Origin of the sequence: Actinacidiphila sp. bgisy167, assembly GCF_965342175.1 — a bacterium.
GTDB lineage: Bacteria > Actinomycetota > Actinomycetes > Streptomycetales > Streptomycetaceae > Actinacidiphila.
In genome coordinates this window covers 1-22,580 of sequence record NZ_CBDRBL010000086.1, presented here as the reverse complement: position 1 = coordinate 22,580, position 22,580 = coordinate 1, and the positions used below count along the sequence as shown (strand labels likewise).

The 22,580-nt window shown below is 72.3% G+C and carries 17 protein-coding genes and 4 pseudogenes; 12 read left to right on the top strand and 9 right to left on the bottom strand.

The window, feature by feature from the left end; all coding sequences use genetic code 11:
- Position 1: 1 nt before the first annotated feature.
- Positions 2-1,129 carry a hypothetical protein gene (locus ACRWND_RS25760; RefSeq protein WP_431953407.1) on the top strand — a complete coding sequence of 376 codons (1,128 nt, stop codon included), beginning with the start codon at positions 2-4 and terminating at the stop codon, positions 1,127-1,129.
- Between the two features lie 99 nt (positions 1,130-1,228).
- Here the strand turns inward: ACRWND_RS25760 and ACRWND_RS25755 are convergent, their stop codons facing one another.
- A complete protein-coding gene (locus tag ACRWND_RS25755) occupies positions 1,229-2,926 on the bottom strand; it encodes an amidohydrolase (RefSeq protein ID WP_431953405.1) in 1,698 nt (565 codons plus the stop codon).
- A 443-nt stretch (positions 2,927-3,369) separates the two neighbouring features.
- Between ACRWND_RS25755 and ACRWND_RS25750 the strand changes: the two are divergent.
- Positions 3,370-3,619: pseudogene (locus tag ACRWND_RS25750) on the top strand (helix-turn-helix domain-containing protein); the annotation flags it as partial.
- Positions 3,620-3,797: 178 nt separating this feature from the next.
- On the opposite strand, the gene ACRWND_RS25745 reads toward ACRWND_RS25750, so the two are convergent.
- Together ACRWND_RS25745 and ACRWND_RS25740 are read right to left on the bottom strand one after the other, a co-directional pair.
- Positions 3,798-4,616 carry an alpha/beta fold hydrolase gene (locus tag ACRWND_RS25745; protein ID WP_431953403.1) on the bottom strand — a complete coding sequence of 273 codons (819 nt, stop codon included), beginning with the start codon at positions 4,614-4,616 and terminating at the stop codon, positions 3,798-3,800.
- Between the two features lie 155 nt (positions 4,617-4,771).
- A complete protein-coding gene (locus ACRWND_RS25740; protein WP_431953423.1) occupies positions 4,772-5,437 on the bottom strand; it encodes a DUF4097 family beta strand repeat-containing protein in 666 nt (221 codons plus the stop codon).
- 227 nt (positions 5,438-5,664) lie between these two features.
- On the opposite strand from ACRWND_RS25740, the gene ACRWND_RS25735 reads away from it, so the two are divergent.
- Positions 5,665-6,420 (top strand): helix-turn-helix domain-containing protein, encoded by a 756-nt coding sequence (locus ACRWND_RS25735; protein ID WP_431953401.1) that lies wholly within the window; start codon positions 5,665-5,667, stop codon positions 6,418-6,420.
- A gap of 153 nt (positions 6,421-6,573) precedes the next feature.
- Here ACRWND_RS25735 and ACRWND_RS25730 read toward each other — a convergent pair.
- The 3 genes and pseudogenes from ACRWND_RS25730 to ACRWND_RS25720 form a co-directional block, all read right to left on the bottom strand.
- Positions 6,574-6,663: pseudogene (locus tag ACRWND_RS25730) on the bottom strand (hypothetical protein); the annotation flags it as partial.
- An 18-nt stretch (positions 6,664-6,681) separates the two neighbouring features.
- Positions 6,682-6,996 (bottom strand): Tn3 family transposase, encoded by a 315-nt coding sequence (locus ACRWND_RS25725; RefSeq protein ID WP_431953421.1) that lies wholly within the window; start codon positions 6,994-6,996, stop codon positions 6,682-6,684.
- A gap of 15 nt (positions 6,997-7,011) precedes the next feature.
- Entirely contained in the window at positions 7,012-7,494 is a 483-nt protein-coding gene (locus tag ACRWND_RS25720; RefSeq protein ID WP_431953399.1) for a protein-tyrosine phosphatase family protein, read from the bottom strand.
- Between the two features lie 195 nt (positions 7,495-7,689).
- On the opposite strand from ACRWND_RS25720, the pseudogene ACRWND_RS25715 reads away from it, so the two are divergent.
- Positions 7,690-8,028: pseudogene (locus tag ACRWND_RS25715) on the top strand (S8 family serine peptidase); the annotation flags it as partial.
- Positions 8,029-8,401: 373 nt separating this feature from the next.
- On the opposite strand, the gene ACRWND_RS25710 reads toward ACRWND_RS25715, so the two are convergent.
- Positions 8,402-10,861 carry a SpoIIE family protein phosphatase gene (locus tag ACRWND_RS25710; RefSeq protein WP_431953397.1) on the bottom strand — a complete coding sequence of 820 codons (2,460 nt, stop codon included), beginning with the start codon at positions 10,859-10,861 and terminating at the stop codon, positions 8,402-8,404.
- Between the two features lie 379 nt (positions 10,862-11,240).
- Between ACRWND_RS25710 and ACRWND_RS25705 the strand changes: the two genes are divergently transcribed.
- Genes ACRWND_RS25705 through ACRWND_RS25695 form a run of 3 tightly spaced genes read left to right on the top strand, consistent with a single transcriptional unit; the run spans position 11,241 to position 12,231 of the window.
- Entirely contained in the window at positions 11,241-11,564 is a 324-nt protein-coding gene (locus tag ACRWND_RS25705; RefSeq protein ID WP_431953395.1) for a DUF1778 domain-containing protein, read from the top strand.
- Positions 11,561-11,932 (top strand): fic family toxin-antitoxin system, toxin component, encoded by a 372-nt coding sequence (locus ACRWND_RS25700; protein WP_431953393.1) that lies wholly within the window; start codon positions 11,561-11,563, stop codon positions 11,930-11,932. Before ACRWND_RS25705 ends, ACRWND_RS25700 begins: the two co-directional genes overlap by 4 nt.
- Positions 11,929-12,231 carry a hypothetical protein gene (locus tag ACRWND_RS25695; protein ID WP_431953391.1) on the top strand — a complete coding sequence of 101 codons (303 nt, stop codon included), beginning with the start codon at positions 11,929-11,931 and terminating at the stop codon, positions 12,229-12,231. Before ACRWND_RS25700 ends, ACRWND_RS25695 begins: the two co-directional genes overlap by 4 nt.
- A gap of 520 nt (positions 12,232-12,751) precedes the next feature.
- Here ACRWND_RS25695 and ACRWND_RS25690 read toward each other — a convergent pair.
- Positions 12,752-13,603, bottom strand: a complete 852-nt coding sequence (locus tag ACRWND_RS25690; RefSeq protein WP_431953389.1) for a helix-turn-helix transcriptional regulator — start codon at positions 13,601-13,603, stop codon at positions 12,752-12,754.
- An 88-nt stretch (positions 13,604-13,691) separates the two neighbouring features.
- Between ACRWND_RS25690 and ACRWND_RS25685 the strand changes: the two genes are divergently transcribed.
- Entirely contained in the window at positions 13,692-14,492 is an 801-nt protein-coding gene (locus ACRWND_RS25685) for an SDR family NAD(P)-dependent oxidoreductase (protein WP_431953387.1), read from the top strand.
- A gap of 65 nt (positions 14,493-14,557) precedes the next feature.
- On the opposite strand, the pseudogene ACRWND_RS25680 reads toward ACRWND_RS25685, so the two are convergent.
- A pseudogene (locus ACRWND_RS25680) lies at positions 14,558-15,053 on the bottom strand (Tn3 family transposase); the annotation flags it as partial.
- Positions 15,054-15,358: 305 nt separating this feature from the next.
- Here ACRWND_RS25680 and ACRWND_RS25675 point away from each other — a divergent pair.
- The 4 genes from ACRWND_RS25675 (at position 15,359) to ACRWND_RS25660 (ending at position 22,566) form a co-directional block, all read left to right on the top strand.
- Entirely contained in the window at positions 15,359-15,556 is a 198-nt protein-coding gene (locus tag ACRWND_RS25675) for a hypothetical protein (protein ID WP_431953385.1), read from the top strand.
- Between the two features lie 293 nt (positions 15,557-15,849).
- Positions 15,850-16,368 carry an RNA polymerase sigma factor gene (locus tag ACRWND_RS25670; protein ID WP_431953383.1) on the top strand — a complete coding sequence of 173 codons (519 nt, stop codon included), beginning with the start codon at positions 15,850-15,852 and terminating at the stop codon, positions 16,366-16,368.
- A 104-nt stretch (positions 16,369-16,472) separates the two neighbouring features.
- On the top strand, positions 16,473-21,113 hold the full coding sequence (locus tag ACRWND_RS25665; protein ID WP_431953381.1) for a family 78 glycoside hydrolase catalytic domain: 4,641 nt from the start codon (positions 16,473-16,475) through the stop codon (positions 21,111-21,113).
- Positions 21,114-21,285: 172 nt separating this feature from the next.
- Positions 21,286-22,566 carry an aldehyde dehydrogenase family protein gene (locus tag ACRWND_RS25660; RefSeq protein WP_431953379.1) on the top strand — a complete coding sequence of 427 codons (1,281 nt, stop codon included), beginning with the start codon at positions 21,286-21,288 and terminating at the stop codon, positions 22,564-22,566.
- Positions 22,567-22,580 lie beyond the last annotated feature (14 nt).

Sequence of the window (22,580 nt, the reverse complement as noted above, 5' to 3'; positions counted from 1 at the left end):
CATGCGTGGTTCACGCATTCTCGCGGCGGCGACCATGACGGTCGCTGCGGTGATTCTCCCAGCGTCACACGCGTTCGCCCAGACCAGCGTCAACGTCATCCCGTCGTCCGCGGATCCCGGACAGCCCGTCACCATCAACGCTGACGGGGCCGCTTGCCTCGCTGGTACGGCGACCGCCGTCTCCTCCCCGGGCGGACTGTTCCTGCCGACGGGCACCTTCTCGCTGCCCACGGTCACCGCGACGGGCCGGACCGGTACGTTCACCGTCCCGCAGGGAATCGACCCCGGCACCTACACCATTGTCGTGACGTGCACCAACGCCGGCATTGTGGAGACCGACACCGACACCCTGCGGATCCCGGCCGACAACGGCGCCAACGAGGGCCGCGGCAACGAGGGGCGTGAGGGTGGAGGCCGTGACGGCGGAGGCCGCGGCGGCGACCACGGCGGCGGTTACGGCGGTGGTGGCTACGGCGGCGGTCGCGGCGGTGACCACGGCGGGGGTTACGGACGCGGCCACGGCTACGGCGGCGACGACCGATGCGAGTCGTGGTGGGGCGACGACAGCGGCGGTGGCTACGGCGGCGGCAACGGCGGCGGTGGCTACGGCGGCGGCGGCAACGGCGGCGGTGGCTACGGCGGCGGCGATGACGGCGGTTACGGCGGCGGCAACGGTGGCGGCGGCCGTGAGGGCGGCGGCGACAACGGCGGCGACAACGGCCGTGACAACGGCGGGGACAACGGCGGGGACAACGGCGACAACGGCAACGACGACAACCGCAACGGCAACGACCTGACCGCGCAGAGCTTCGGCGGCGCCTCCGACGACGGCCGCAACATGGACGACTCGTGGGGCGGCGGCCGCGGCGGCAACAAGGGCTGCAAGGGCGGCCACGGCGGCGGCGGTGGCGGCGGTTACGGCGGTGGCGGCGGTTACGGCGGTGGCGGCGGTGGCGGCAACGGCGGCGGCGGTGGCGGCGGCAACGGCGGCGGCCCCGACACCGGCTTCGGCGGTTCCATCGGCATGAACACCCCCGAAACCCTGCTCGGCGCCTCGCTCCTGGTCGCCGGTGCCGGTGGCGGTGTCTACATGCTGCGCCGCCGGCGCGTCAACGGCGGTCGCGCCTGACCGCTGTGAACCCGCACACCGGGTACTGACGTCCTGCCCTCGGGGGGCGCCGCATGGCGCCCCCCGAGGGCAGGGCAGTGCAGGCCAGTCCCAGATAAATCAGGACACGGGCGGCAGATCGGGCCCGGTGGTGCCCAGTTGCTCGGCGGCGATCACCGGCGGCACGGGCCAGGTCACGCCCTCGGGCGGCCAGTTCTGGCCCGTCGCCTTGAGGAAGTCCGCGGGCGGCTCGTACAGCGGCGGCTGGGTGCCGTCCGGGATCATCGAGGCCCATGCGACGCCCTCGGTGCGGCCCTTGAACTCCTGCCGCATCGCCTCGAGCCGTTCGGGCTGCTCGATCAGGTCGACGGCGCCGGCGGCGAGGTACCGGGCCGCGGAGAGCAGGCCCTGGTGGGCGATGTTGGTGGCCGCCGTGGCGGTGACCCCCCAGTTGTGGTTCGGCAGGCCGGGCGGGTAGGTCGCCGACAGCAGGACGGCGGTGGGCGCCTGCCAGCTGATGTCGGCGGTGTCCGTGGCCAGTCCGCCGGTGTAGGCGGCCGCCGGGGGAACCAGGGGGGTCAGCGCGGTGGGCATGCCCGTCTCCGGCCGGCCCAGCGACTTCTGCACGGCCTTGGCCAGGGCGTGATCGGCGTCGGTGAACTTCGGGGCACCGATCTGCCGCATGTTGTCGGCCAGGAGTTCCGCGCCCGCCTTGTTCGCCAGCAGGTTCCACGTCGCGGAGTGGAACTTGTGCACCAGACGGGTCTGGCTGGCCTGGGCCGCCGCCTTCGCGCAGTCCACGATCTTCTCGTACAGCACCTTCGCGCGCGCCGGGCTGCCCTCGCGGACGAAGAACCAGATGGAGCACATGTCCGGCGTCACGTTGGGGGCGCCACCGCCGTTGATGATCGCGTAGTGGAACCGGCCCGAGGGCGCGACGTTCTTCTCGCGCAGATACTCCGACATGGTCGCCATCAGCAGGGCCCCGTCCAGGCCGCTCTTGTTGCCCAGCGGGGTGCCGCCGTGGCCGGAGGCGCCGAGGAAGGTGAAAGTGGCGGATATCAGTGCGCTGGTGGTGTTCCAGAACGGCACCGTGATGTTGAACGGGTGCCAGTCCAAGAACGCGTCAAGGCCGTCGTAGACGCCGGCCTTGACGGCGTAGGCCTTGCCGACGAGTTGTTCCTCGCCGGCGCTGCCGAACACCTTCACCGTGGCCTTGAGGCGGTGCGCCTCGACGGCCTTGGCGACGGCGATCGCGGCGGCCGTGCCGCCCGCGCCGAGCGCGTTGTGGGCGTCGCCGTGTCCGGGACCGTACGTGGGGCCGTAGGCGTCGTAGTTGTAGACCAGCGGGTCGTGACCGGCCGCGCCCTTCTTCTGCGACAGCCCCGGCAGCGCGTCGTACTCGGCGTTGAAACCGATCACGGGCCCGCCGCTGCCGTAGGTGGCGACGAAGGCCGTCGGGAGGCCGGCCGAGCCCCACTGGACACGGAAGCCGTTCGCCTTCAGCAGGTGGGCGGTGGCCAGGGAGGACTTCCACTCGCGCAGGGACAGCTCCGCGTACTCCCACACGTCGTCGCTCAGCTTGGTGATGACGTTCTCGTGCGCGGCGATCCAGTCCAGAGCGGTCCGCTTGGCCGCGGTGTCCTCGGCCAGACCGTCCGGCGCACGGTACGTCGCGGGGGAGACGCCCATTTTCTCGTCGTACCCCAGGGTCGCGGCGAGGACCGGATCGGCCTGGAGGACGGCCGCGGTCGTGGCGCTCGCGCCGAGTCCGAACATCTTCAGCAGGCGCCTGCGCCCCGCATCGAGGTCAGTCACGTCAACGTTCCTTGCACAGTAAGTGGTAACCGGGTCGTTCGCCCCGGCCGGCCGGCACCGGTCCCCGGTGCCCGCCGGCGGACCCCGTTCGACTGGTACGCAACGGAGCAAAGGGCGGAACACGCCAGCCTGACGGGAGTTCCACCAAAGCGGATCTTGGGCCGATCGTTTTCGGACAGGGGGAGCCCGGCGGGCGGGAGCGGACTTCCCCCCGGGGCGCCGCCTGGCGGCCCGCCGTTTCCGATACGGGAAGCTGCGTCGCCCGCCGGCCTGCGCACAGCCGCGCCGCCGCGTGCCGGACACGTGAGCACACCTCACGGCCGCCGTTTTCGGCGCAATGGCAGTGCTCACGGCCGCACCTCCCGCGCCCGCGTCGATTGGCGACGGGGGTGACGGTGGACGCTACGCCGGAGGCCGCCTCGCACGACATGGAGGAGCGCGCGATGCTGGGAGGCAGGCTCACCCACAAGGACCGTCAGCCGATCGGGCCGGGCCTTGCCGACGGCCTCGCCTACGCGGAGATCGCCAGAAGCCTCGACCGTCCGACCTCGACGATCACCCGTGAGGTCATGCGCAATGTGGCGGCCCCACCGGCTACCGCGCGGACCTTGCCCACCGCGCACGGAGCAGCGCGCCCGCCGGCGCAAGCCCGCCTCGCCCCGAGGGGCCCCGCCCGCCCCAGCCCCACCGGGCTCCGGAGTCCCGCCGCGGACACCAGGGGAGCCCGACGCGAGGTGCCGGCTCTTGCCCACCTGCGGGTACGTGATCAGGAGCGGGCGAGTGCCGGCAGGCGATCGTTTGCCGGCACGTGAGTCTCGCCCATGACACCGGCGACGCGGCCTGGCTGATCGTCACTCCGCTGATCGTGTCTTCAGCGCCGGCCGCGGTCGAGGGCGGCGACCTCGCGTACGGCCTCGGCAACGGCAGGGGAGTCCTTCTTGAGGATCGCACCGTGATTGCTGGCGACCTTCGCGCTGATCTTGATGTTCGCGTTACGGGCGACCACTTCGTCGAGGCCGGCGCGGATCCGCTCCTGCTCGTCTCCCTTGCTTCCGAGAGACGTCCCCGAAGCGACCACGTAGCGGGCCGGGACGGTGATGTCGTCCAGCACGGGGCCCAGCTCGCGCTCGCGGGCGAGCCTGCCGAGCTCGATGTTGCTGTCCGCCATCTGTGCGGCAGTCATCCTCGGGGTCAGGCCCGTCGGGCGCAGGAGCGGCATGAACAAGTTCAACCGCCGAAACGTCTTCCGGATCCGCTGCTCCATGGCCTCGTCCAGCCAGTCGTACGGCTGCGCGCCGTCGACCATGACCGCGCCCAGGGTACGGTCCGGATACCGGCTGGCCCAGTGCGCCGCGACGAACGCCCCGTAGGACCAGCCCACCACCAGCACCCGGTCCACGCCCCTGGCCGAGAGAACGGCATCGACGTCCCGAACGGCGGCCTCGAAGGAGTAGTCCGCGGAACGCTTCGATCTCCTGCCGCGGGCCCGCTCGTCGTAGGTGATGTGCCGCCATTCCGTCCCCAGTTCGGCGATGACCCGCCGCCAGTACCCCTGGGTGGCGAACTGGCCGTTGAGGTAGACCACAGGGATACCGGGACCGCCGGTGTCGGTGACGGCCAGGGCCGTATCGTCGACCGGCACCATGCCGGTCCACTTCGAGCTGGTCGAGGAGTATCTGTTCTTCGTCATGTGGTTCTCCTTGTCGCCTGGGAGCGTCCTGTACGACTTCTCCAGGCCCTGCGCGTGGAGGGCGGGCTTTGGGACGGACGGCCGCGTTCTCGGCGGCGGCCGACGGGATCTCGATCGCGGTGGGCCCCCGCCGGACAGTCCTGGCTCTGGCTTCTTCAGAGGCTGCGGGCGGTGATGTCGCCGTGGGAGGTGGTGGCGCGGATGTCGAGTTCGGCGGTGCCGTCGTTCTTGAGGGCGTTGCTGACGCGGCCGTGGTCGGTGCCGGCGTCCAGGACGGCCGAGACGCCGGCGGCGGCGGCGACCGAGATGTCGCCGGACTGGGTGCGGAGCTCGACCGTGCCGCGTACGGCCTCGGCGATCCGGATGTCGCCCCTTGTGGTGCTGATCTGCGCGGGGCCGCCCAGCCGGCCGACCTCGACATCGCCGTCGATCGCGGTGAGGCGGACGCTCGCGGCTTCGTCGAGCTTGATCTGGCGGTACGCGCCGTCGACGGTGACGTCGCCGAGGCGACCGACGCCGCGGAGTTCGGCGCTGGCGGCCTTGGCCTCGACGCGGGATCCAGCGGGCAGTTGGACCGTCACCTCGACGGATCCGGGCGCGCCGAGGATCTTGTTCTTCGTTGCCGGGGCCGTGATCCGCAGGATGCCGTCGGCGTAGACGACGGTGGTCTGCTCAGCGGTCTTCGTGTCGCTGCTCTTGGCTGGGTCGGCGGGCAGGACCTCGACGGTGGTGTCGGCGCGGTCTGCGGCGATGAGCTGGATGCGTCCGGCGGGGATGTCCAAGACGGCGGAGATCGCGGCGGGGGTGTCGAACTTCTGCATCATGTTCTCCTTGTGCACTCGAAGTTTCTAACACCGTGAACGCTACGTTGCGTTCGCTGGATGGGCAACCGTCTCGTTGCATGAAATCCGCGTCAGTGCAGCTAGAGCCCAATTTTTCGTTGCGGCGAGTGTGAATCTAACGCAATGACAGGCTGTCTGGTTGTTGCATTGGGCTGTAGGTGAACGCTACGATGACGGCGTCCGGGAAGGCACGAAGGGAGATCGCGGTGCCGGGAGGCAGACTCACCCAGCAGGAGCGTCAGCAGATCGCGCTAGGGCTGGCCGACGGCCTCGCCTACGCGGAGATCGCCCGGCGTCTGGACCGCCCCACCTCCACGGTCACGCGTGAGGTGATGCGCAACGGCGGCCCCACTGCCTACCGCGCCGACCTGGCCCACCGAGCCACCGAACGCCGCGCCCACCGGCGCAAGCACGCCCCTTCCCGAGGGCAGGGGGCGCCGGCGCAGGCCCACGGGCGCGACGACGAGGCCGTGCGCGAGTACGAGGAGGCGTTCACCACCCTCCTGACGCAACAGGGTCTGCCCAAGATGACAGCTCGGGTGCTGACCTGCCTCTTTATCGCCGACGCGGGCAGCCTCACCGCGTCCGAGCTGGTCCAGCGCCTCCAGGTGAGCGCGGCGTCCGTCTCCAAGGCGATCGCGTTCCTCGAAGATCAGGGCCTCGTCAGCCGGGAACGCGACGAACGCCGCCGCGAGCGCTACTTCGTCGACGACGACGTCTGGTACCAGTCGACGATCGCCAGCGCCCGCGGCACCGCCCAGGTCGCCGAGATCGCACGGCAGGGCGTCGCCGTCCTCGGCCGCGACAGCCCGGCCGCCGTCCGCCTGGAGAACATCGCCCGCTTCAGCGACTTCATGAGCGAGAGCATCCTGCGCGCCGCGGAGCAGGTCCGCGAAGTCCTCTACACGAGACCCGGAACGACGCGAGGAAACACCCCCACACCAAGGCCGGATCGCCGATAGACAGCCGTCTTGACGGTCGCAGCGGACGACGAACCCCATCGAGTCGGCGTTCGCCACCGTCCGCCTGCGCACGAAGGTCGCCAAGGGCGCCGGCAGCCGAGCCGCCGGCCACGGGTGTTCCGGAGCCCGGCGGAAGTCGACGCTCAGCACGGCCGTGTCGGTGCTGAGCGCCAGTCGGCGGCATGCCCGATCGTGCGACTCCAGATCGCCGATGGCCGACCCCAGGCCGAGCCGGGCGTCCATGTCCGGCCGGAAAATGCCTCAGGGGTTCACGTTCGACCAGAAGAGCGCGGTCAGCCCACGCCGGCCCTCGCCCGTCAGCCGCGACGCCCACGTCGGCTCTGACAGGACCTGCTGAAGCAGCGGGGTGTTGATGTGCACGAGCGCGGACCGGGAGCAGGTGCAGGGCGAGCATCGATGCCTCGGCGTGCTCCTTGTCGGGCGGTCAGGGCGACCGTCCTTTTGGTGCGGGACGGTGTTCGCGCTGTTCCAGTTCTCCGCGGCCTGGAGGCCGCTGTGGATCTCGCGGCCCATGTCCGGCCTGGCCGGGTAGTCGCAGGTCCCGTGGAATCTGATGTGACAACACCATGCCTATCTGGGCAATTCCATCGTCCACTCTCGCTGCTCGGCGGTGTCTGGGACGGCGAGCCCGCGAGCTCGTTCGATCTGGCGCCAGGAGGTGTCGGGATCGACGCCGCTGAGGATGAGGAGTGCGGCGGCGAGGAGGGATGAGCGTCCGATGCCGGCTCGGCAGTGGGTGACGACGTGTGCGCCTTCGTGTAGTTGTTCGGCGAGTCTGTGCAGGGTGGGCAGGATCGTGGTGCGGTCGGGGACGGTGCGGTCGGGGATGGGTATGGCAACGAACTGCAGCCCGGCCGTGGCGGCTGTCCGGGGTTCGTCTGCGAGGCCGAGGTCGTCGAGTTCGGGTCCGGTGAGCGTGCAGACCAGGATGTCGACGCCGTAGTCCCTCAGGGCGGTCATCTCGTCTTCCAGCCAGTCATTGCCGCGGGGTCTGGCCATGGTGCTCAGTCGTCCTGGGCCGGGGAGGTCGATGGTGAAGATGGTGGGGCGCATGTCAGCAGCACTTTCGTTCGGTGGGGTCAGGTGAGGGTCGGACGTCGGTGGCAGGGGTCGGTCGGGTCCGGCGAGAAGTTCGAGACCGGGACCCGTCCCGGCACCGCGCCGTGAAGCAGGAACCCACCCGAAGCGACCCACACGGCTTGTGCGGGAGCAGGCGGGAATCCCGGGCCTTTAAGCCCGGGAGGATGTCAATCGCCCGCCCGCGTCAGCGAAGCGATCACCGTCGGCGCCACCACCAGCACCGACGCCCGCGCCAACTACTCCAACTACGGCTCCGCACTGGACCTGTTCGCGCCCGGCTCGTCCATCACTTCCGCCTGGCGGACCAGCGACACCGCGTCCAACACCATCTCCGGCACATCGATGGCCACCCCGCACGTCGCGGGCGCCGCCGCCGTCTACCTCGCCGGACACCCGACGGCCTCTCCCTCCCAGGTGGCGACCGCCTTGACCTCGGCGGCCACCACAGGGGCGGTCACCAGCCCCGGCAGCGGATCCCCCAACCGGCTGCTGCGCGTCACCCCGTAGCACGGCCCACCGGGCCGGGACGCCGCAGGCGGGCACCGCCCCGCCACGGCGTACCCGGCCCGAACGCGCCTGACGCCCCGGCGGGCCGAAATCGCCCGGTGGCGCCCGGGCAGCCGGCGCACGGCGCATCCGGCCCACATCCGGCCGCAGGGGGCGGGCCGCGCATGCCCGCGCGGCTACGTCGACGCGACGGCGCACTGCCTTGGGTGACGACCGGGCCCCGCGCGGCGCCCGGGCCAGGGCATCGCGACATGCGCGTGGACCCCGGTCCGGTCACCGCGCTCGCCGCGGCGGGCGTGACCTGCCGCAGGCCGGCCCGGCCCCCCGGCGGGCTTCGACCGGGCCCGCCGCCTACGACCGGCCGCCGTCCGGCTCAGGCCGTCGGGACGTGCTCCAGGATCTGCTCGGCCCATATGGTCTTGCCGACCGGGGCGTACCGGGTGCCCCAGCGGTGCGAGCACCTCGCCACCAGGAACAGCCCGCGTCCGCCCTCGTCCGTGGTGGCCGCCCGGCGGATGTGCGGCGACGTGCTCGCCGCGTCGCTGACCTCGCAGATCAGCGTACGGTCCAGGATCAGGCGCAGCCGGATGGGGTCGTGCCCGTGGCGGATGGCGTTGGTGACGAGCTCGCTGACGATGAGTTCGGTGGAGCAGGCCAGATGCTCCAGACCCCACTGGCTGAGCTGCCGCACCGCCAGTGAGCGCATGTCGGCCACGGCCGCCGGTACGCACGGCACGGTCCAGGCGGCCAGCTTGCCCGGGTCCAGGGGGCGGGTCCTGGCCAGGAGCAGGGCCAGGCCGTCCTCCACTGTGAGGTGGGCGGCGACCAGGTCGGAGATGGCGCTGCAGGTCTCCTCGATCGGGCGGCCCCGGTCGGCGACGACGCTGCTGAGCCGGGCGGCGAGTGTCCCGGGCGTGTCCGCAGGGCGCAGGAGGCTGTGGCTGGAGAACACCAGGGTGCTGTCCTCGGATAGTTCCACATCCAGCGGCTCGAACACCGGGTCCCCCTGGCCGAGGGGGCTGTTGACCGGCACGTCGAGGACGGACACCTGTCCGGACCGGCCGACGACGGCGGGCGGCGGATGCCCGGCGCTCGCCATGACGCACCGCCGCGACACGGGGTCGTAGACGGCGTAGAGGCAGGTCGAGCCCTTGAGGGCCTCCACCACCGGCGCGGACCCGGTGGCGTGTTCACGCTCGAGGAGCCGCGGCACCATGTCGTCGATCTGGCCGAGCAACTCGTCGGGCGTGAGGTCCACCTGGGCCAGCGTGCGGATCGCGGAGCAGATGTGCCCCATGCACGCGGCCGCCTGGAAACCCGTTCCCGGCACGGCGCCCACGACCAGGGCGACCCGGGCGCCCGACAGCGGGATCACGTCGAACCAGTCACCACTCACCCCGGCGTGGACCCGCGACGGCCGGTAGTGATGCGCCACCTCGACCGCGCTCTGCTCCGGGACGCTGCGCGGCAGCATGCTCGCGTGGAGGGTGAGGGCGGCCGTGTGCTCGTTGGTGTAGCGGCGGGCGTTGTCGAGGCAGACGGCGGCGCGCGCGACGATGTCCTGCGCGAGGACCAGATCGTCGGGTTCGAAGGGCTGCGCCCCCTGCCCCCGGTACAGGTGCACCAGGCCCAAGGTCGCGTCCCGCGCGCGCAGCGGCACGAGGATCAACGAGTCGATCCCGCACCTGAGCAACTCTCGGACCCGCTGGTCGGCGGTGTCCCGCAGCCATCCGGCATCGGGGCGGACGACGGGGATCAACCGCGGCCGGCCGTCGGCGAGGATCTGCGCATGCGGCGAGTCGGGGGGAAAGCCCTGCAGTTCCCCCGGGCCCCGGATGCCGTTGACGACGTCCGGGTCGGCGGCCGCGCGGGCGAGGCAGCGCATCGTGAGGGAACCGCGGCCCATCGGTTCGGGTTCCGCGCCCTGCATGACGTCGTCGATCAGGTCGATCGTCGCCACGTCGGCGAGTCGCGGCACGAGCACGTCCACCAGCTCCTGCGCCGTGCGCCGCACGTCCAGCGTGGTGCCGATGCGCATGGCGGCCTCGTCCAGAAGCGCGAGCCGCTCCTTGGCCCGGTGACGATCGGTGATGTCGATGATCAGATCGGTGACGCCGAGGACGGTGTTGTCCGGCGCGGTCAGCGCGACCGAGGAGACGTGCCAGACGTGGTCCCGGTCCGGGTCGGAAGGGGTGCGCCCCTGGTGGACGGCGTTGACGACCGGCCGGCCGGTGTCCAGGACCTCCCTGATCCTCTCCTCGATCGCCCCTGCGTCGAGCCCTGGCAGGATCTCGCTGACGGGCCGGCCGACGGCCATCTCCTCGGGGATCCCGTGGATGTGTTCCAGGGCGGCGTTGACCCGCACGAAGCGCAGGTCCCGGTCGTAGACGGCGATGCCGATGGGCGCCTGGGCGAAGAGGGCCTCCAGGATCACCTGGCCCTCCGCGGCGGCCGCCTGCGGCGCGGGGGCGGCGATGACCACGGTGCCCCCGCCGTCGCACCCTCCCGGCTCGAGCAACCGCGACAGGTGCAGGACGACGTCGTCGCCGCCGTCACGGCGGATCAGGACGGCTCGCCGTTCCGGAACCGGCGCCCGCGCGGCGTCGCCTTCCCCCCGGTGCCCGGCGAACGCCTCCGGCCACAGCTCGGCCGCCGGGCGCCCGACGACATCCGCGGGCCGGACACCGAGGAGGCGCTCGGCGGCGGCGCTCCACGCGCGGACGACGCCGTCGTCGTCGAGGAGGAAACCGGCGACGCCCTCGTCACCAAAGGCCCCCGTGAGGCGGCGTCCGGAAGAAGGGCGTCCCGAAGAAGCCTGTGAACGATTGCCCATATTCGGTCCTGCACGCAAGGCGACGATCCAGGGTGTCCCGGCCGGGGCGCCTGCCAGGCGGTTGCCGTCACCGTGCCGACGGCAGGGCTCCTCCAGGCCCGCACCCTCATTCAGGCTACCGAGCCCCCGGCCCACACGCCCCGGCCGCCCCGGTACCGGCGGCGACGGGGCTCCTTCCCTCGCGGCGGACACCTCCCGGCGCCGGCCGGACCTTCCGGCCCGACGCCGCCCGCCCCGGGCCGACCTCGGCCACGAACGTCAACCAGGCGAAGCAACCACATCGGGCGGCGGGCGACGGCGGCCGGGCGGGAAACGGGACCGGCAAGCCGGCCCGCCGGATCCCCTCCCCGCGGATGCCACCAGTGGTAGCGTTGCCACCGTGACCGCATCCGAGAAGACCGAGAAGAAGGCCATGAGCCTCCGCTTCCCCGACCCGGAGCAGTACGAGGCCATCGCCGGGGCCGCGAAGGCCGCCGGGGTGAGCATGCAGGAGTACGTGCTGTCGGCCGCCTACGAGCGCGCCACGGCCGTCGAGCGGGTCTTCCTCGAGGCCGCCCGCGAAGCCATGGAGTACACCCGCGAGGCCTTCGCCGAGCTCGGCGACAACGTGCCCGACACCGAACGGCGCGCCGCCGCTCTCGCCGCGCGTCACCGCCTCGAGGAGCTGGACGGCGCCGAGGCCGGCCACGGGAACGCCGCGTGACCCACGGCATTGACGTGCCGTTCCTGCTGCATGTTGCCGAGCAGGTCGACGGTGACCCGCAGGTGCACGAGCTGGGCGTGCTCTACGCAGCGGTGGCCCGCGTCCACTCCAGCGCCATGGGGCGCGACTGCTACGGCTCGGATCACCTCAAGGCGGCCGCGCTCCTGCACCAGCTCGCGCGGACTCCCTGCCTGGAGCACTCGAACCTGCAGTTCGCGTGGGTGAGCACCTACGGGTTCATGAAGTTGCAGGGCTACCGCCTGGACTACCAGCCCAAGGTCGCGGCCGCTCTCGTCCGCGACGCGGAGGCCGGCCGGGTCACCGTGGAAGAGATCGCCATGACGCTCCGCGGCTGGACCGTCCGATGAGCAACCGATCCAGCCAGTACGTGCGCCGCCGCTACGGCGTCCCAGCCCGCCGGGACCTGGAGATCGCCTACTGGGATCCGGCCAAGGAGCCCTGCAAGGGGGCCGTCGTCGACTTCCGGAACCAGTACCTGCGGGTCCGCCTGGACGGCGACAAGCACCTCTCGACCGTGCACCCGACATGGGCGATCATCTGGCCGGACATCCCCGATCCGGACGCCCGCGGATGGTGTGACGGCTGCGGGGAGGACGTGGCGCTCCGCGCCGACGGCACTGCCCGCCGGCATGGCAAGGGCCCGTAGGGGACGGGCTGCGCCGGGGTGGGCAAGGAGCCGTGGGCGCGGGTGTCGTACGCAGGCGCCCGCCGAGCCACGGCCACCACCCGCCGGGAGGCCCGCGAGGCCGCAGAGCGCCGCGCCGCACGGCCGCAACTACTCAGCGCATAGCGCCACCGAAGGGGAGGGCACGGACCTCACGAAGGCCGGGACAGCCGTCGATGACGGCGACGGATACACGGTGCTGAGGGTCCGGGATCTCCGCGAAGCGATCGGCGCCCAGCCCACCGGGCGCCACGTGGAGAGGCCATCTCCCAAGGGCTCCATCAGGCGGGATACCGGCACTGAGGCAATAGGGCGTAGGGCGTCATCTGCGGGACGACCTCAGAACCCTTCGGCCGCCGGCGGCCCGTCAGCCGCCCAGCACGGCCGACGAGTCCTTGGCGCAGGGGCCGAGGCACACCGCTCGTCGAGCGGCAGCCGGGTCGAATCGGACGCGTCCTGATGGCGGGTGCCGCCCGTGACCAGACTGCCACCCTGGCTCGACTCAGCCGGGCACGTCCATGCGCTGCGTGCCGATCACCGACAGCAGCCGCAGCGCCTCCTCTGCGGGAGAGCCAGGATCGGCCGTGTAGATCACGACTTGTTGGTCTCGGTCGGTGATGTCGAGGACATCGCAGTTGACGGTGATGGGGCCGATCAGCGGGTGGCGGACGGTCTTGCGCAGGGTGGGCTCGGCGCGTACGTCGTGGGCGGCCCACAGCCGGGCGAACTCCGCGCTGCCGGCGAGGAGGTCATCCACCAGCGTGGCTACCTCGGGGTCATCGGGGTAGCGGGCGGCGGTGGCACGCAGGTGCCGGGCCGCGGCGCGGGCAAACGCCTTTGCGTCGGACGGGTCGTACAGCAGCCGCTCCCGCGATTGTGGTGCGAGAAAGGCACGGCGCACGAGGTTGCGCTCGGGCCGGGGCAGAGCGGAGAAGTCCTCCAGGAGAGCTGCCGCCAAGTCGTTCCAGGCGATCACCTCGTAGGTCGCGGACAGCACGATCGCCGCGGCATGCGGCAGCCGCCGCAGCAGGTCGAGGATGCTCTGCCGCACTTCACGGGAAGGCCCGGCCGGCGGACCGGGCGGGGCGCCGGCGAGATGGTGCAGGTGGTCGCGCTCGGCGTCCGACAGGCGCAGGGCCCGGGCCAGACCGGCAAGTACCTCGCGCGACGGGCGCGGGCCCCGTGCCTGCTCCAGCCGGGTGTAGTACTCGGTCGAGATGAACGCCAGCTGCGCCACCTCCTCGCGGCGCAGCCCCGGGGTGCGGCGGCGCGGCCCGGCGGGCAGACCCACGTCGGCAGGGTTGATGCGCTCACGCCTGCTGCGCAGGAAGCCGGCCAGCTCTCGTCTGTCCACGCCACCCAGTGTGCGCGGATGCCGCGGAGCCGATCCAGGTACCGCTGGTGCCTGGATCGGCTCCGCCGCCGGACACAGGCTCGCTGCCATGAACAACGCACAGACCACCGACACATCCACCCCAGCGGCCGTGGGCCTGCTGGCCGGCAAAGTCGCCCTCATCACCGGTGCCGGTCGCGGTATCGGCGCCGCCGCGGCGCGCCTGTTCGCCCGGGAGGGCGCCCGGGTGCTGCTCGCGGCCCGCACGCAGGACCAGCTCAAGGCGGTGACCGAGGAAATCCGGGCGGCCGGCGGCACCGCCGAGTTCGCAGTATGCGACCTGGCCGACGGGGCCAGTGTCCGTGCCGTCGTCGACCGCACCGTCGACCTGTACGGCCGGCTCGACGTCGCCTTCAACAACGCAGCGACCAGCGTGCCGCCGGCCCCGATGGACCAAGTGCCCGAGGCGGATTTCGACCACGTCTACGCCGTGAACCTCAAGGGTCCGTGGCTGGCCATGTCCGCCGAGGTCGCCGCCATCCGGGCCACCGCAGGCACGGGTGCGATCGTCAACAACTCGTCCGTCGGCAGCCTGACGGGCAACCCCGCGCTGCCCGCCTACGGTGCGATGAAACGGGCGGTCAACAGCCTCACCGAGTCGGCCGCCATCACCTACGGCCCGGAGGGCATCCGCGTCAACGCCATCGCTCCCGGCACCACGCTGACCGAGATGGTGCGTGCATGGAACGACCGCTCACCCGGCGTCGTCGACCAGCTCAACGCACGCACCCCGTTGCGCCGTGCGGCCGACCCTGACGAGATCGCCCAGGCCGCCGCCTGGCTCCTGAGCGACCGAGCCTCCTATGTGACCGGGACGGTACTCCCGGTTGACGGCGGCATGCAGGCATGAGCCGGAGACGCGCCTGCTGCCCGGATGCTCTGGCGAGCCGGACAGGCCTGCTCGGCGGTGTCCGGGTCGCGCAGGGGCCGCATGCCGTCGGGCAGGTCGGGCAGGTCGGGCAGGTGGAAGGAGTACCGGCCGAGCATGCTGATGTGGTGCCGTACGCACGGCGAGAGACGGGCCACGTCCTCGTCGCGGACGTCGAAACCGTCCCCGCGCAGCTGGTTCACCGCGGCGTCCATGTACCGAGTGTTGAAGAGGACGACGGCGTTCAGGACATACCGCAGTGCCCCGATCTGGTCTTCCATGCCGTCCGGGTAGCGCTGGTAGAGCTGCCCGGAGCGGCCATGGAAGATCTTCCGGGCGAGAGAGTGACGGCCCTCCTGCAGGTCGGCCTGCACCTTGATCCGGAGGCGGTAGCCGGGCTCGTCGGCCGGGCGCAGGATATGCAAGGTCTGCGATCCGCCCGTAGTGCGCGATGGCGTCGCCGAGCGGGGTGGGGCGGCCGTCGCGAGAGAGCATGCGGATGACGTCGTACGCACGGACTGCGCCGATGCGGATGGAGTCGACAGCGTGGGGGTGTCCATCCTGCCCCCAGCCGCCGGCCGCCCTCGCACCAGGCGGCGAGGTCGCCACCCACGCCACCCTCGGCCTGTCCGACGCCCCGGCTCGCGGCCGTCGTCCTGCCCGGGCGGCGAGGCCACCACCACCGTGTCCGACCCCGCCGGGCGACGACAACCCGGGCACCACACGGACAGCGCCCTTGGGCGTGTACACACTCACACCCACGCATAGGATCACAATCGCGTCATACCAATGTGTGCATCCCCGACCGGGTCATGATCGCCCGACCTGACTGAGGCACGGTCATCTGCATGAACGCCAAGACCAAGTACACGCTCGCCGCCGCCGCCGTCGGCTGGACGTTCCTCGCGTCCCAGTGGTCCGGCAAGGGCTGCGACTTCGTCCCGCAGTCCTACGCCCTCGTGCTCTCCCACGGCATGCCCAACGGCGCTGAGGGATGCAAGGCCGAGACGGAGGGGCCGCAGTACACCGACCAGTACGGGCGGTGACGCCGCCGCGCGGACCGGCGCCGGACCGGCCACCCCACCAGGCGCACCCCGGCGCCGTCCGCCGGCCGCTCGCCTGGGGACCGGCGACGGCGAGGCCGGCGCCCTCGCGCTGCCCGCCGCCGCACGGTGCCCTGATGCGGGCGGTGAAGGCACGGCACCGCGCACGCGTACCATCCGGGAACTGCGTGACCTTGTGCCGATCGGGGCGGTCGAGGACTCCGAACTGGCGCGTTCGGCACAGGCAGGTGACGCGAGTGCCCTCCGCCTGCCCCTGACCCGGCACCCGAGCAGGCATGCACGCCGTCGCACCGGACGCCGAGGACGCCGTGCAGGACGCGGCGCTCATCGCACTGCGCCGCATAGGGGGCATACGGGATCCGGACGCGGCCGGTCCGTGGCCGCGGATGGTGGTGCGCAACGTGTGCCGCGCCCGGCTGCGCACGATATCGGCGGTTCCGGTGGCCGAACCCGCGCTGGAGGCCGACCGGCGCTGGTGTACGTGGACCCCGGCCGGCTCCGGGGACAGCGACCCGCTGCCGGACGGGGGCTGCTCGATGTCCCGCTACGGGCGTATCACCGAAGCCCTCCTCGGCGACATCGGCGCCCCGATCGGCCTGTCCCTGGTGGCGTGTGAAGCCTCCGCCAGGTGGACCACCCCGCCAACCATCCCCCTGCGCCACGGGCTGACTGCCCGGCAGCGCGCCGCCGCGCCCCCGCCGCGGCGCGCGCGGCAAGCTCGCGGGCCGGGCCGCCGGTCACCTCGCCGACCCCGCACGGGTCCGACGGCCCGTCGGCTTAAACCGATTCATTGATCTTGAGAATCCGTTCGTCAAGTCTGTCAACACCGTTGCCATAGAAGGAGATCGCCCTCAGAGTGTCTCATTGAAGCGATTCAATGCCTCTCGAGGAGCCGCCCGTGCGTCAGCAGATCACCGCCGTGGTCGCTGCATCCGTCTTCGTCGTGGGGGCACCCGCGACGGCGACGGCAGCCAGTCCACCGCCAGCCGCCCCCGCCGCCGCGACGAGCGTCAGCGCGCTGACGGTCAACGCCCTGGAGGACCCGCTCGGCATCCCGCCCACCGCGCCCTCCCTCAGCTGGCAGCTCGACTCCCCGCGCCGCGGCGTCACACAGCGGGCCTACCAGATACGCGTCGCCTCGTCGGCCGGCCGCCTCGACGACCCCGACGTCTGGGACAGCGGCAAGGTCTCCTCCGGCCAGTCGGTCGGCGTCCGCTACGGCGGCCCCGCGCTGCAGCCGCGCACCGACTACGCCTGGTCCGTGCGGGTATGGGACGACCGGGGCGCCGCCTCCCCGTGGAGCGCGCCCGCCACGTTCGGCACCGCATTGGGCGACCGGCCGTGGACCGCCTCGTGGATCGGCGTGCGGACACCGGCGCCGGACGCCAAGTGGACCGACTACACCGTCAAGTTCACCGCCTCCGGCATCAACGGGGCGCTCGGCGTCTACTTCCGCGGGCAGGACACCGAGAACGCCTACATGTGGCAGATCAGCGACGCCGACGACGCGCTGCGCCCGCACGTCAAACGCAACAGCACCTACTCGGTCCTCAAAGCGACGCCGTTCCCGGCCGGGTTCGACTTCGCCGCCGAGCACGACTACGCGATCGACGTCGACGGCGACACGATCACCACCACCGTCGACGGCAAGGAACTGGACCGGCGCACCGACACGACGTTCGGCGGCCCCGGCACGATGGGCTTCCGCACCAGCGGCGCGGAGCGCGGCCTGGTCCGCGACGTCACGGTCACCAGCGCCGACGGCACCGTCCTGGTCGACACCGACTTCCCGGCGGGCGACCGCACCTTCGCCTCCGGCACCGTCACCGACGGCGGTCTGCGCGTGGACAGCGAGGGCGGCGAGGCCTGGCTGCGCCGCGACGAGCCCGTCCCGCTGCTGCGCAAGGAGTTCGACCTCGGCGGCAAGAAGGTCGCCCGGGCACGCGTCTACGCGTCAGCGCGCGGCGTGTACGAACTGCGGCTCAACGGCGCACGCGTCGGCGACGCCGAACTCGCACCGGGCTGGACGGCGTACGACAAGCGCATCGACTACCAGACCTACGACGTGACCCGGCAGGTCCGCGGCGGCGTCAACGTGCTCGGCGCCGAGGTCGCACCGGGCTGGTACAGCGGCAAGGTCGCCATGTTCGGCACCGACGTCTACGGCAAGGACACCTCGGTGACCGCCGAGATGCTGGTGGAGTTCACCGACGGCACCAGCACCACCGTCCGCACCGACGGCACCTGGACGACCACCGGCGGCCCGACCCGCGAGGCCGACCTGCTCGACGGCGAGTCCTACGACGCGCGGGTGGCCAGGAAGGTCACCGGCTGGGACGAACCCGGCTTCGACGACGCGGACTGGGCCGGGGCCGAGGTCCGCGACGAGCCGGTGAACGTGCTCGAACCGCAGACCGCGGTCGACGTACGGGTCACCCAGGAACTTCGGACCGCCAAGCGGATCGACTCGCCGACCAAGGGCACCTACCTGTACGACCTCGGGCAGAACATGGTCGGCCACGTCCGCCTCACCGCCCGGGGCGAGCCGGGCCGGACGGTGACGATCCGGCACGGCGAGGTCCTCAACCCCGACGGCACGCTCTACACCGCGAACCTGCGCACCGCGAAGGCGACCGACCACTACACCTTCGCCGGCGACGGGCCGGAGACGTTCGAGCCGTCCTTCACCTTCCACGGCTTCCGGTACGTCGAGATATCCGGCGTCGACTCCGCCCCCGCGGCCGAGGACCTCGTCGGTGTCGTCGTCGGCACCGACGGGGACCTCACCAGCAGCCTGGACACCGACTCCGACCTGGTCGACCAGCTGCACAGCAACATCGTGTGGGGCATGCGCGGCAACTTCCTGTCGGTCCCCACGGACACCCCCGCGCGCGACGAGCGGATGGGCTGGGCCGGCGACATCAACGTCTTCGCCCGCACCGCCGTCTACAACATGGACGCCCAGTCCTTCCTGACCAAGTGGCTGCAGGACCTGCGGGACACCCAGCGCCCCGACGGCTCGCTGCCCGGCGTCGCCCCCGTCGTCCCCGGCCGCTTCGACGGCGGCTACGAGTCGGCCGGCTGGATGGACGCCGGCGTGCACGTGCCGTGGACGCTGTGGCAGGCCTACGGCGACACCGACGTCATCCGCGACAACTACGCCATGATGAAGGCCTACGTCGACTTCCTCGACGCCGACTCCACCGGCCACATCCGCTCCGCCGGCGGCTACCTCGACTGGCTCAACCTCGACGACGCGACCCCCGCCGACGTACTCGACACCGCGTTCGCCGCCAAGAGCACCCGCGAGTTCGCGCAGATGGCGGCCGCCATCGGCCGCGACGGCGACGCGCAGGCGTACCGGCAGCGCTACGAGGCGATCCGGTCCGCCTACCAGGCGGCGTTCGTCGGCGCCGACGGCACCGTCAAGGGCGACAGCCAGACCGCGTACATCCTGACACTGACGGGCGACCTCGCCCCCGCCGACCGGCGCGAGAAGGTCGTCGCCAAGTTCGTGAAGACCCTCGAGCGCCGCGACTACCACCTGTCGACCGGCTTCCTCGGCGTCGACGGACTACTGCCGGCCCTCACCGAGGCCGGCCGCTCCGACATCGCCTACCGGCTGCTGCAGCACGAGGACTACCCGTCCTGGGGCTACGAGATCGGCAAGGGCGCGACCACGGTCTGGGAACGCTGGAACTCCATCAACCCCGACGGCACCTTCAACGACGTGGGCATGAACTCGTTCAACCACTACGCCTACGGCGCGGTCGGCGAGTGGATGTACCGCACCATGGCGGGCGTCTCCGCGGCCGAGCCCGGCTACCGCAAGGTGCTCATCGCCCCGCAGCCCGGCGAGGGCATCCACCACGTCGACTTCCGCCACCAGACCCCGTACGGCACCGTGCGCAGCGCATGGGACACCACCGGCGGGGCGATGAGGCTCGACGTCACCGTGCCGGCGAACACCACCGCCCAGGTACGCGTCCCGGCGGCGAACCGCTGGGCGGTCACCGAGGGCGGCAGGCCGATCGGCGAGGTCGAGGAGGTGACCTACCTCGAGCAGGACGGCGGGGACGTCGTGCTGGAGATCGGCTCGGGGCACTACGCGTTCGCGGTCGACCCGGTCCTCGGCGACCTGGGCGCGGCCCGGGCACAGGCGGCGTCGTTCGCCGCCGACGTCGACGCGCTGCCGGCCCGCGGCCCCGGCAAGGCCGCCAAGGCGCACCTGCAGACGCGCACCGCATCGACGGGCAAGGAACTCGACACCGCCTGGCGCCTGCAGGACCAGGGCGCGGACGAACGGCAGACCGCCGCCGCGGTGCACCGCGCGCTCGCCGGCGCCGCGGACCTCGACCGCCGGACCGGGGCGTACGCCGAGCAGGGCACGATCGACAAGACGACGGCCACGAAGCTGCGTGACGCGCTGAGCGGCATCGAGCAGACCCTCTCGCGGGCGTCGTCGCGCCTGGTCGGCGCGGTGGCCACACTGGACGTGCCGTCCGGCGAGATCCTCCCCGGCGACACCGTCCGCGTGACGGTGGCGCTGAAGAACACCGGCAAGCGGCCGCTGACCGGCGTCGACTCCTCCCTGCGGGCGCCCGCCGACTGGATAGTCGAGCCCGCGGGCCGGCACGCGTCCACCGCGGACGCGGGCCGCACCCTCGAGCACGCCTACGACGTCACGGTCGCACCCGACGCCAAGGCATCCCTGGCCGACCTGACCGGCCAGGTGGCCTACCGGTACACGGGAGGAACCGCGACGCTCCCGGTGTCGGCGGGCCTGGCGGTCGCCCCCGGCGTCGCCATCGAGAAGGTGACCACCACGCCCGAGGCGGCCGGCCCCGGCCAACGAGCCACCGTCGCCGCCGTGCTGACCAACCGCACCGACACGACGCAGTCCGGCACGCTCACCCTCGACCTCCCCGAGGGCTGGCCGACACCGGACCCGGTCGGCTACCGCCTGGACGCGGGGGAGCGGGCGACGGTCCAAGCCGTCGTGACGGTGCCGCTCACCATCGCCGAGGGGAAGGCCGCGCTCACCGCGGCGACCGGCCCGACCCCTGCCGAGCGGGCGACCGGCACGATCACGGTCTCGCTGCCCACCCCGCCCGCACAGGCCGGCGACCACGTCGACCTCGGTGACGGCCCGTCGGAGACCGCCCACCGGCTGACGGCGTCGCAGTACTCGGGAACGAACACCGAGGCCGGGCTGACCCGGCGCTACACCCACTCCTCCTACCCCGGAGGCTGGTTCGAGTTCGACGCCGCCGTGCCGGCCCACGGCCGCTTCGCGATCCGCGTCGTGGAGACCTTCGACGGCGCCCGGCGCAAGACCTACGACGTCCAGGCCGACGGCCAGGTGGTGCACAGCGTCGACCTCAGCCGCAGCGAAGGCGGCCAGGGCACCGTCGTCCACCAGTTCGTGGTCGACCCCTCCGCCGCCACCTCCGACGGCACCGTCCGGCTCCGCTTCCAGGACACCGGCGCCGACTACGACCCCTCGATCGCGGATGTGTGGGTGGTGCCCCTCGACTGACACCCGGCCACCGCCGTGTGCCCGATCCCCCCGCCACGGGGCGCCCGGGCACACGGCCCCGCGCGGCACGCCGCGAAGGCGACCGCACACACACCACGGCCCCTTTCCCGATCTCCCCGACTGCTACGGTGGGTCCGCAGACCCTGACCGTCGGTACGCGAGAGGCCCCGGGTTGACCAGCCGTCATGACCACGAGTGCCTTGCCGCCGTCGTGCGCGCCTGCGCGGGCCGCGCGCTGGAGGCGTCCTCAAAGCTCGCCCGGGCCTCGGACGCCACGATCGACGCGGCGCTGCGCGAGATGGCCCGCCTGCTGGAGTCGAACCAGCCGGCGCTCGTGGCCGCCAACGCACGCGACCTCGACGCCGCCGCAGCGGGCGGCATGTCCGCCGCGCTCCAGGACCGGCTCCGCCTGGACGCCCCGCGCCTTGGGGCCATGGCGGCGGGACTGCTCGAACTCGCCGACGTCCCCCACGAGCCGCTGGACAGGCTCCTCGAGGAACGCCCCGACGGCCTCAGCCTGCTGGAGCGCCGCCGCCCCGTCGGGGTCATCGGGGCGAACTTCGAGGCCCGCCCGAACGTGACCGTGGACATCGCCTCGCAGTTCCTGAAGTCGCGCAACGCCGGTGTGCTGCGCACGGGGTCGGCCGCCCTGCGTTCCGGGCGCGCGCTGGTGGAGCAGGTGATCGCCCCGGCGCTGGCCGCGGTCGGCCTGGATCCGGCGGCGATCCAGCTCGTCCCCCGTGAGGACCGCGCGGCGGCCTGGGAACTGGTGCGCATGCCCGACCTCGTCCCGCTGGTGATCCTCCGCGGCAGCGGCGACAGCACCCGTGACCTGGGCCGGGAGGCAGCCCGGCACGGCGTCCGCACACTCGCGCACGCCGACGGCGGCGGCGTGCTGTACGTGGGCGCCGCGGCCGACGAGCAGGCCGTCCAGGAGATCGTCGCGGCGAGCCTGGACCGCCTGGGCGTCTGCAACCGGCTCAATCTGCTGCTGATCGACCAGTCGGTCTACGACGCCCTGCTGCCCGGTGTCCTGAAGACCCTGGACGGCCTCGGCATCGCGGCCTCGCTGCCCCCGCACCCGCACCCGCGGGGGTACGAGTGGTCCCTGGACGCCGACCGGCCGGGAACGGTGACCATCGACGCCGCCGCCGGACCGGTGGACGCGGCCGGCATCGCCAACCGGGAGACCTCCGGTCTGGCGGCCGCCGTCGTGACCGAGGACCCGGCCGCCGCCGCCGCGTTCATCAACGCCTATGCCGGATCGGGCGTCTTCCACAACTGCAGCACCCGGCTCCTGGACGGCTCCAAGCTCCTGCGGCTGCCCGAGACCGGCATCAACATCGACCGGGTGCCCGGCCCGCGCGGGCCGGTGACGTTCCGCGACCTGTCCCTGAGGCAGTACGTCGTCGTCCCGACCGCCAGCCCCGCCGCGATCACCGGCTCCGCCTGAAGCCGATCCGGACA

Excerpts from the sequence above, each read along its gene's own strand:
- ACRWND_RS25670 (WP_431953383.1), top strand. The coding sequence starts at position 15,850 with ATGCACGCCGTCGCACCGGACGCCGAGGACGCCGTGCAGGACGCGGCG.
- ACRWND_RS25745 (WP_431953403.1), bottom strand. The coding sequence starts at position 4,616 with ATGACGAAGAACAGATACTCCTCGACCAGCTCGAAGTGGACCGGCATG.
- ACRWND_RS25675 (WP_431953385.1), top strand. The coding sequence starts at position 15,359 with ATGAACGCCAAGACCAAGTACACGCTCGCCGCCGCCGCCGTCGGCTGG.
- ACRWND_RS25695 (WP_431953391.1), top strand. The coding sequence starts at position 11,929 with ATGAGCAACCGATCCAGCCAGTACGTGCGCCGCCGCTACGGCGTCCCA.
- ACRWND_RS25740 (WP_431953423.1), bottom strand. The coding sequence starts at position 5,437 with ATGCAGAAGTTCGACACCCCCGCCGCGATCTCCGCCGTCTTGGACATC.
- ACRWND_RS25685 (WP_431953387.1), top strand. The coding sequence starts at position 13,692 with ATGAACAACGCACAGACCACCGACACATCCACCCCAGCGGCCGTGGGC.
- ACRWND_RS25710 (WP_431953397.1), bottom strand. The coding sequence starts at position 10,861 with ATGGGCAATCGTTCACAGGCTTCTTCGGGACGCCCTTCTTCCGGACGC.
- ACRWND_RS25760 (WP_431953407.1), top strand. The coding sequence starts at position 2 with ATGCGTGGTTCACGCATTCTCGCGGCGGCGACCATGACGGTCGCTGCG.
- ACRWND_RS25720 (WP_431953399.1), bottom strand. The coding sequence starts at position 7,494 with ATGCGCCCCACCATCTTCACCATCGACCTCCCCGGCCCAGGACGACTG.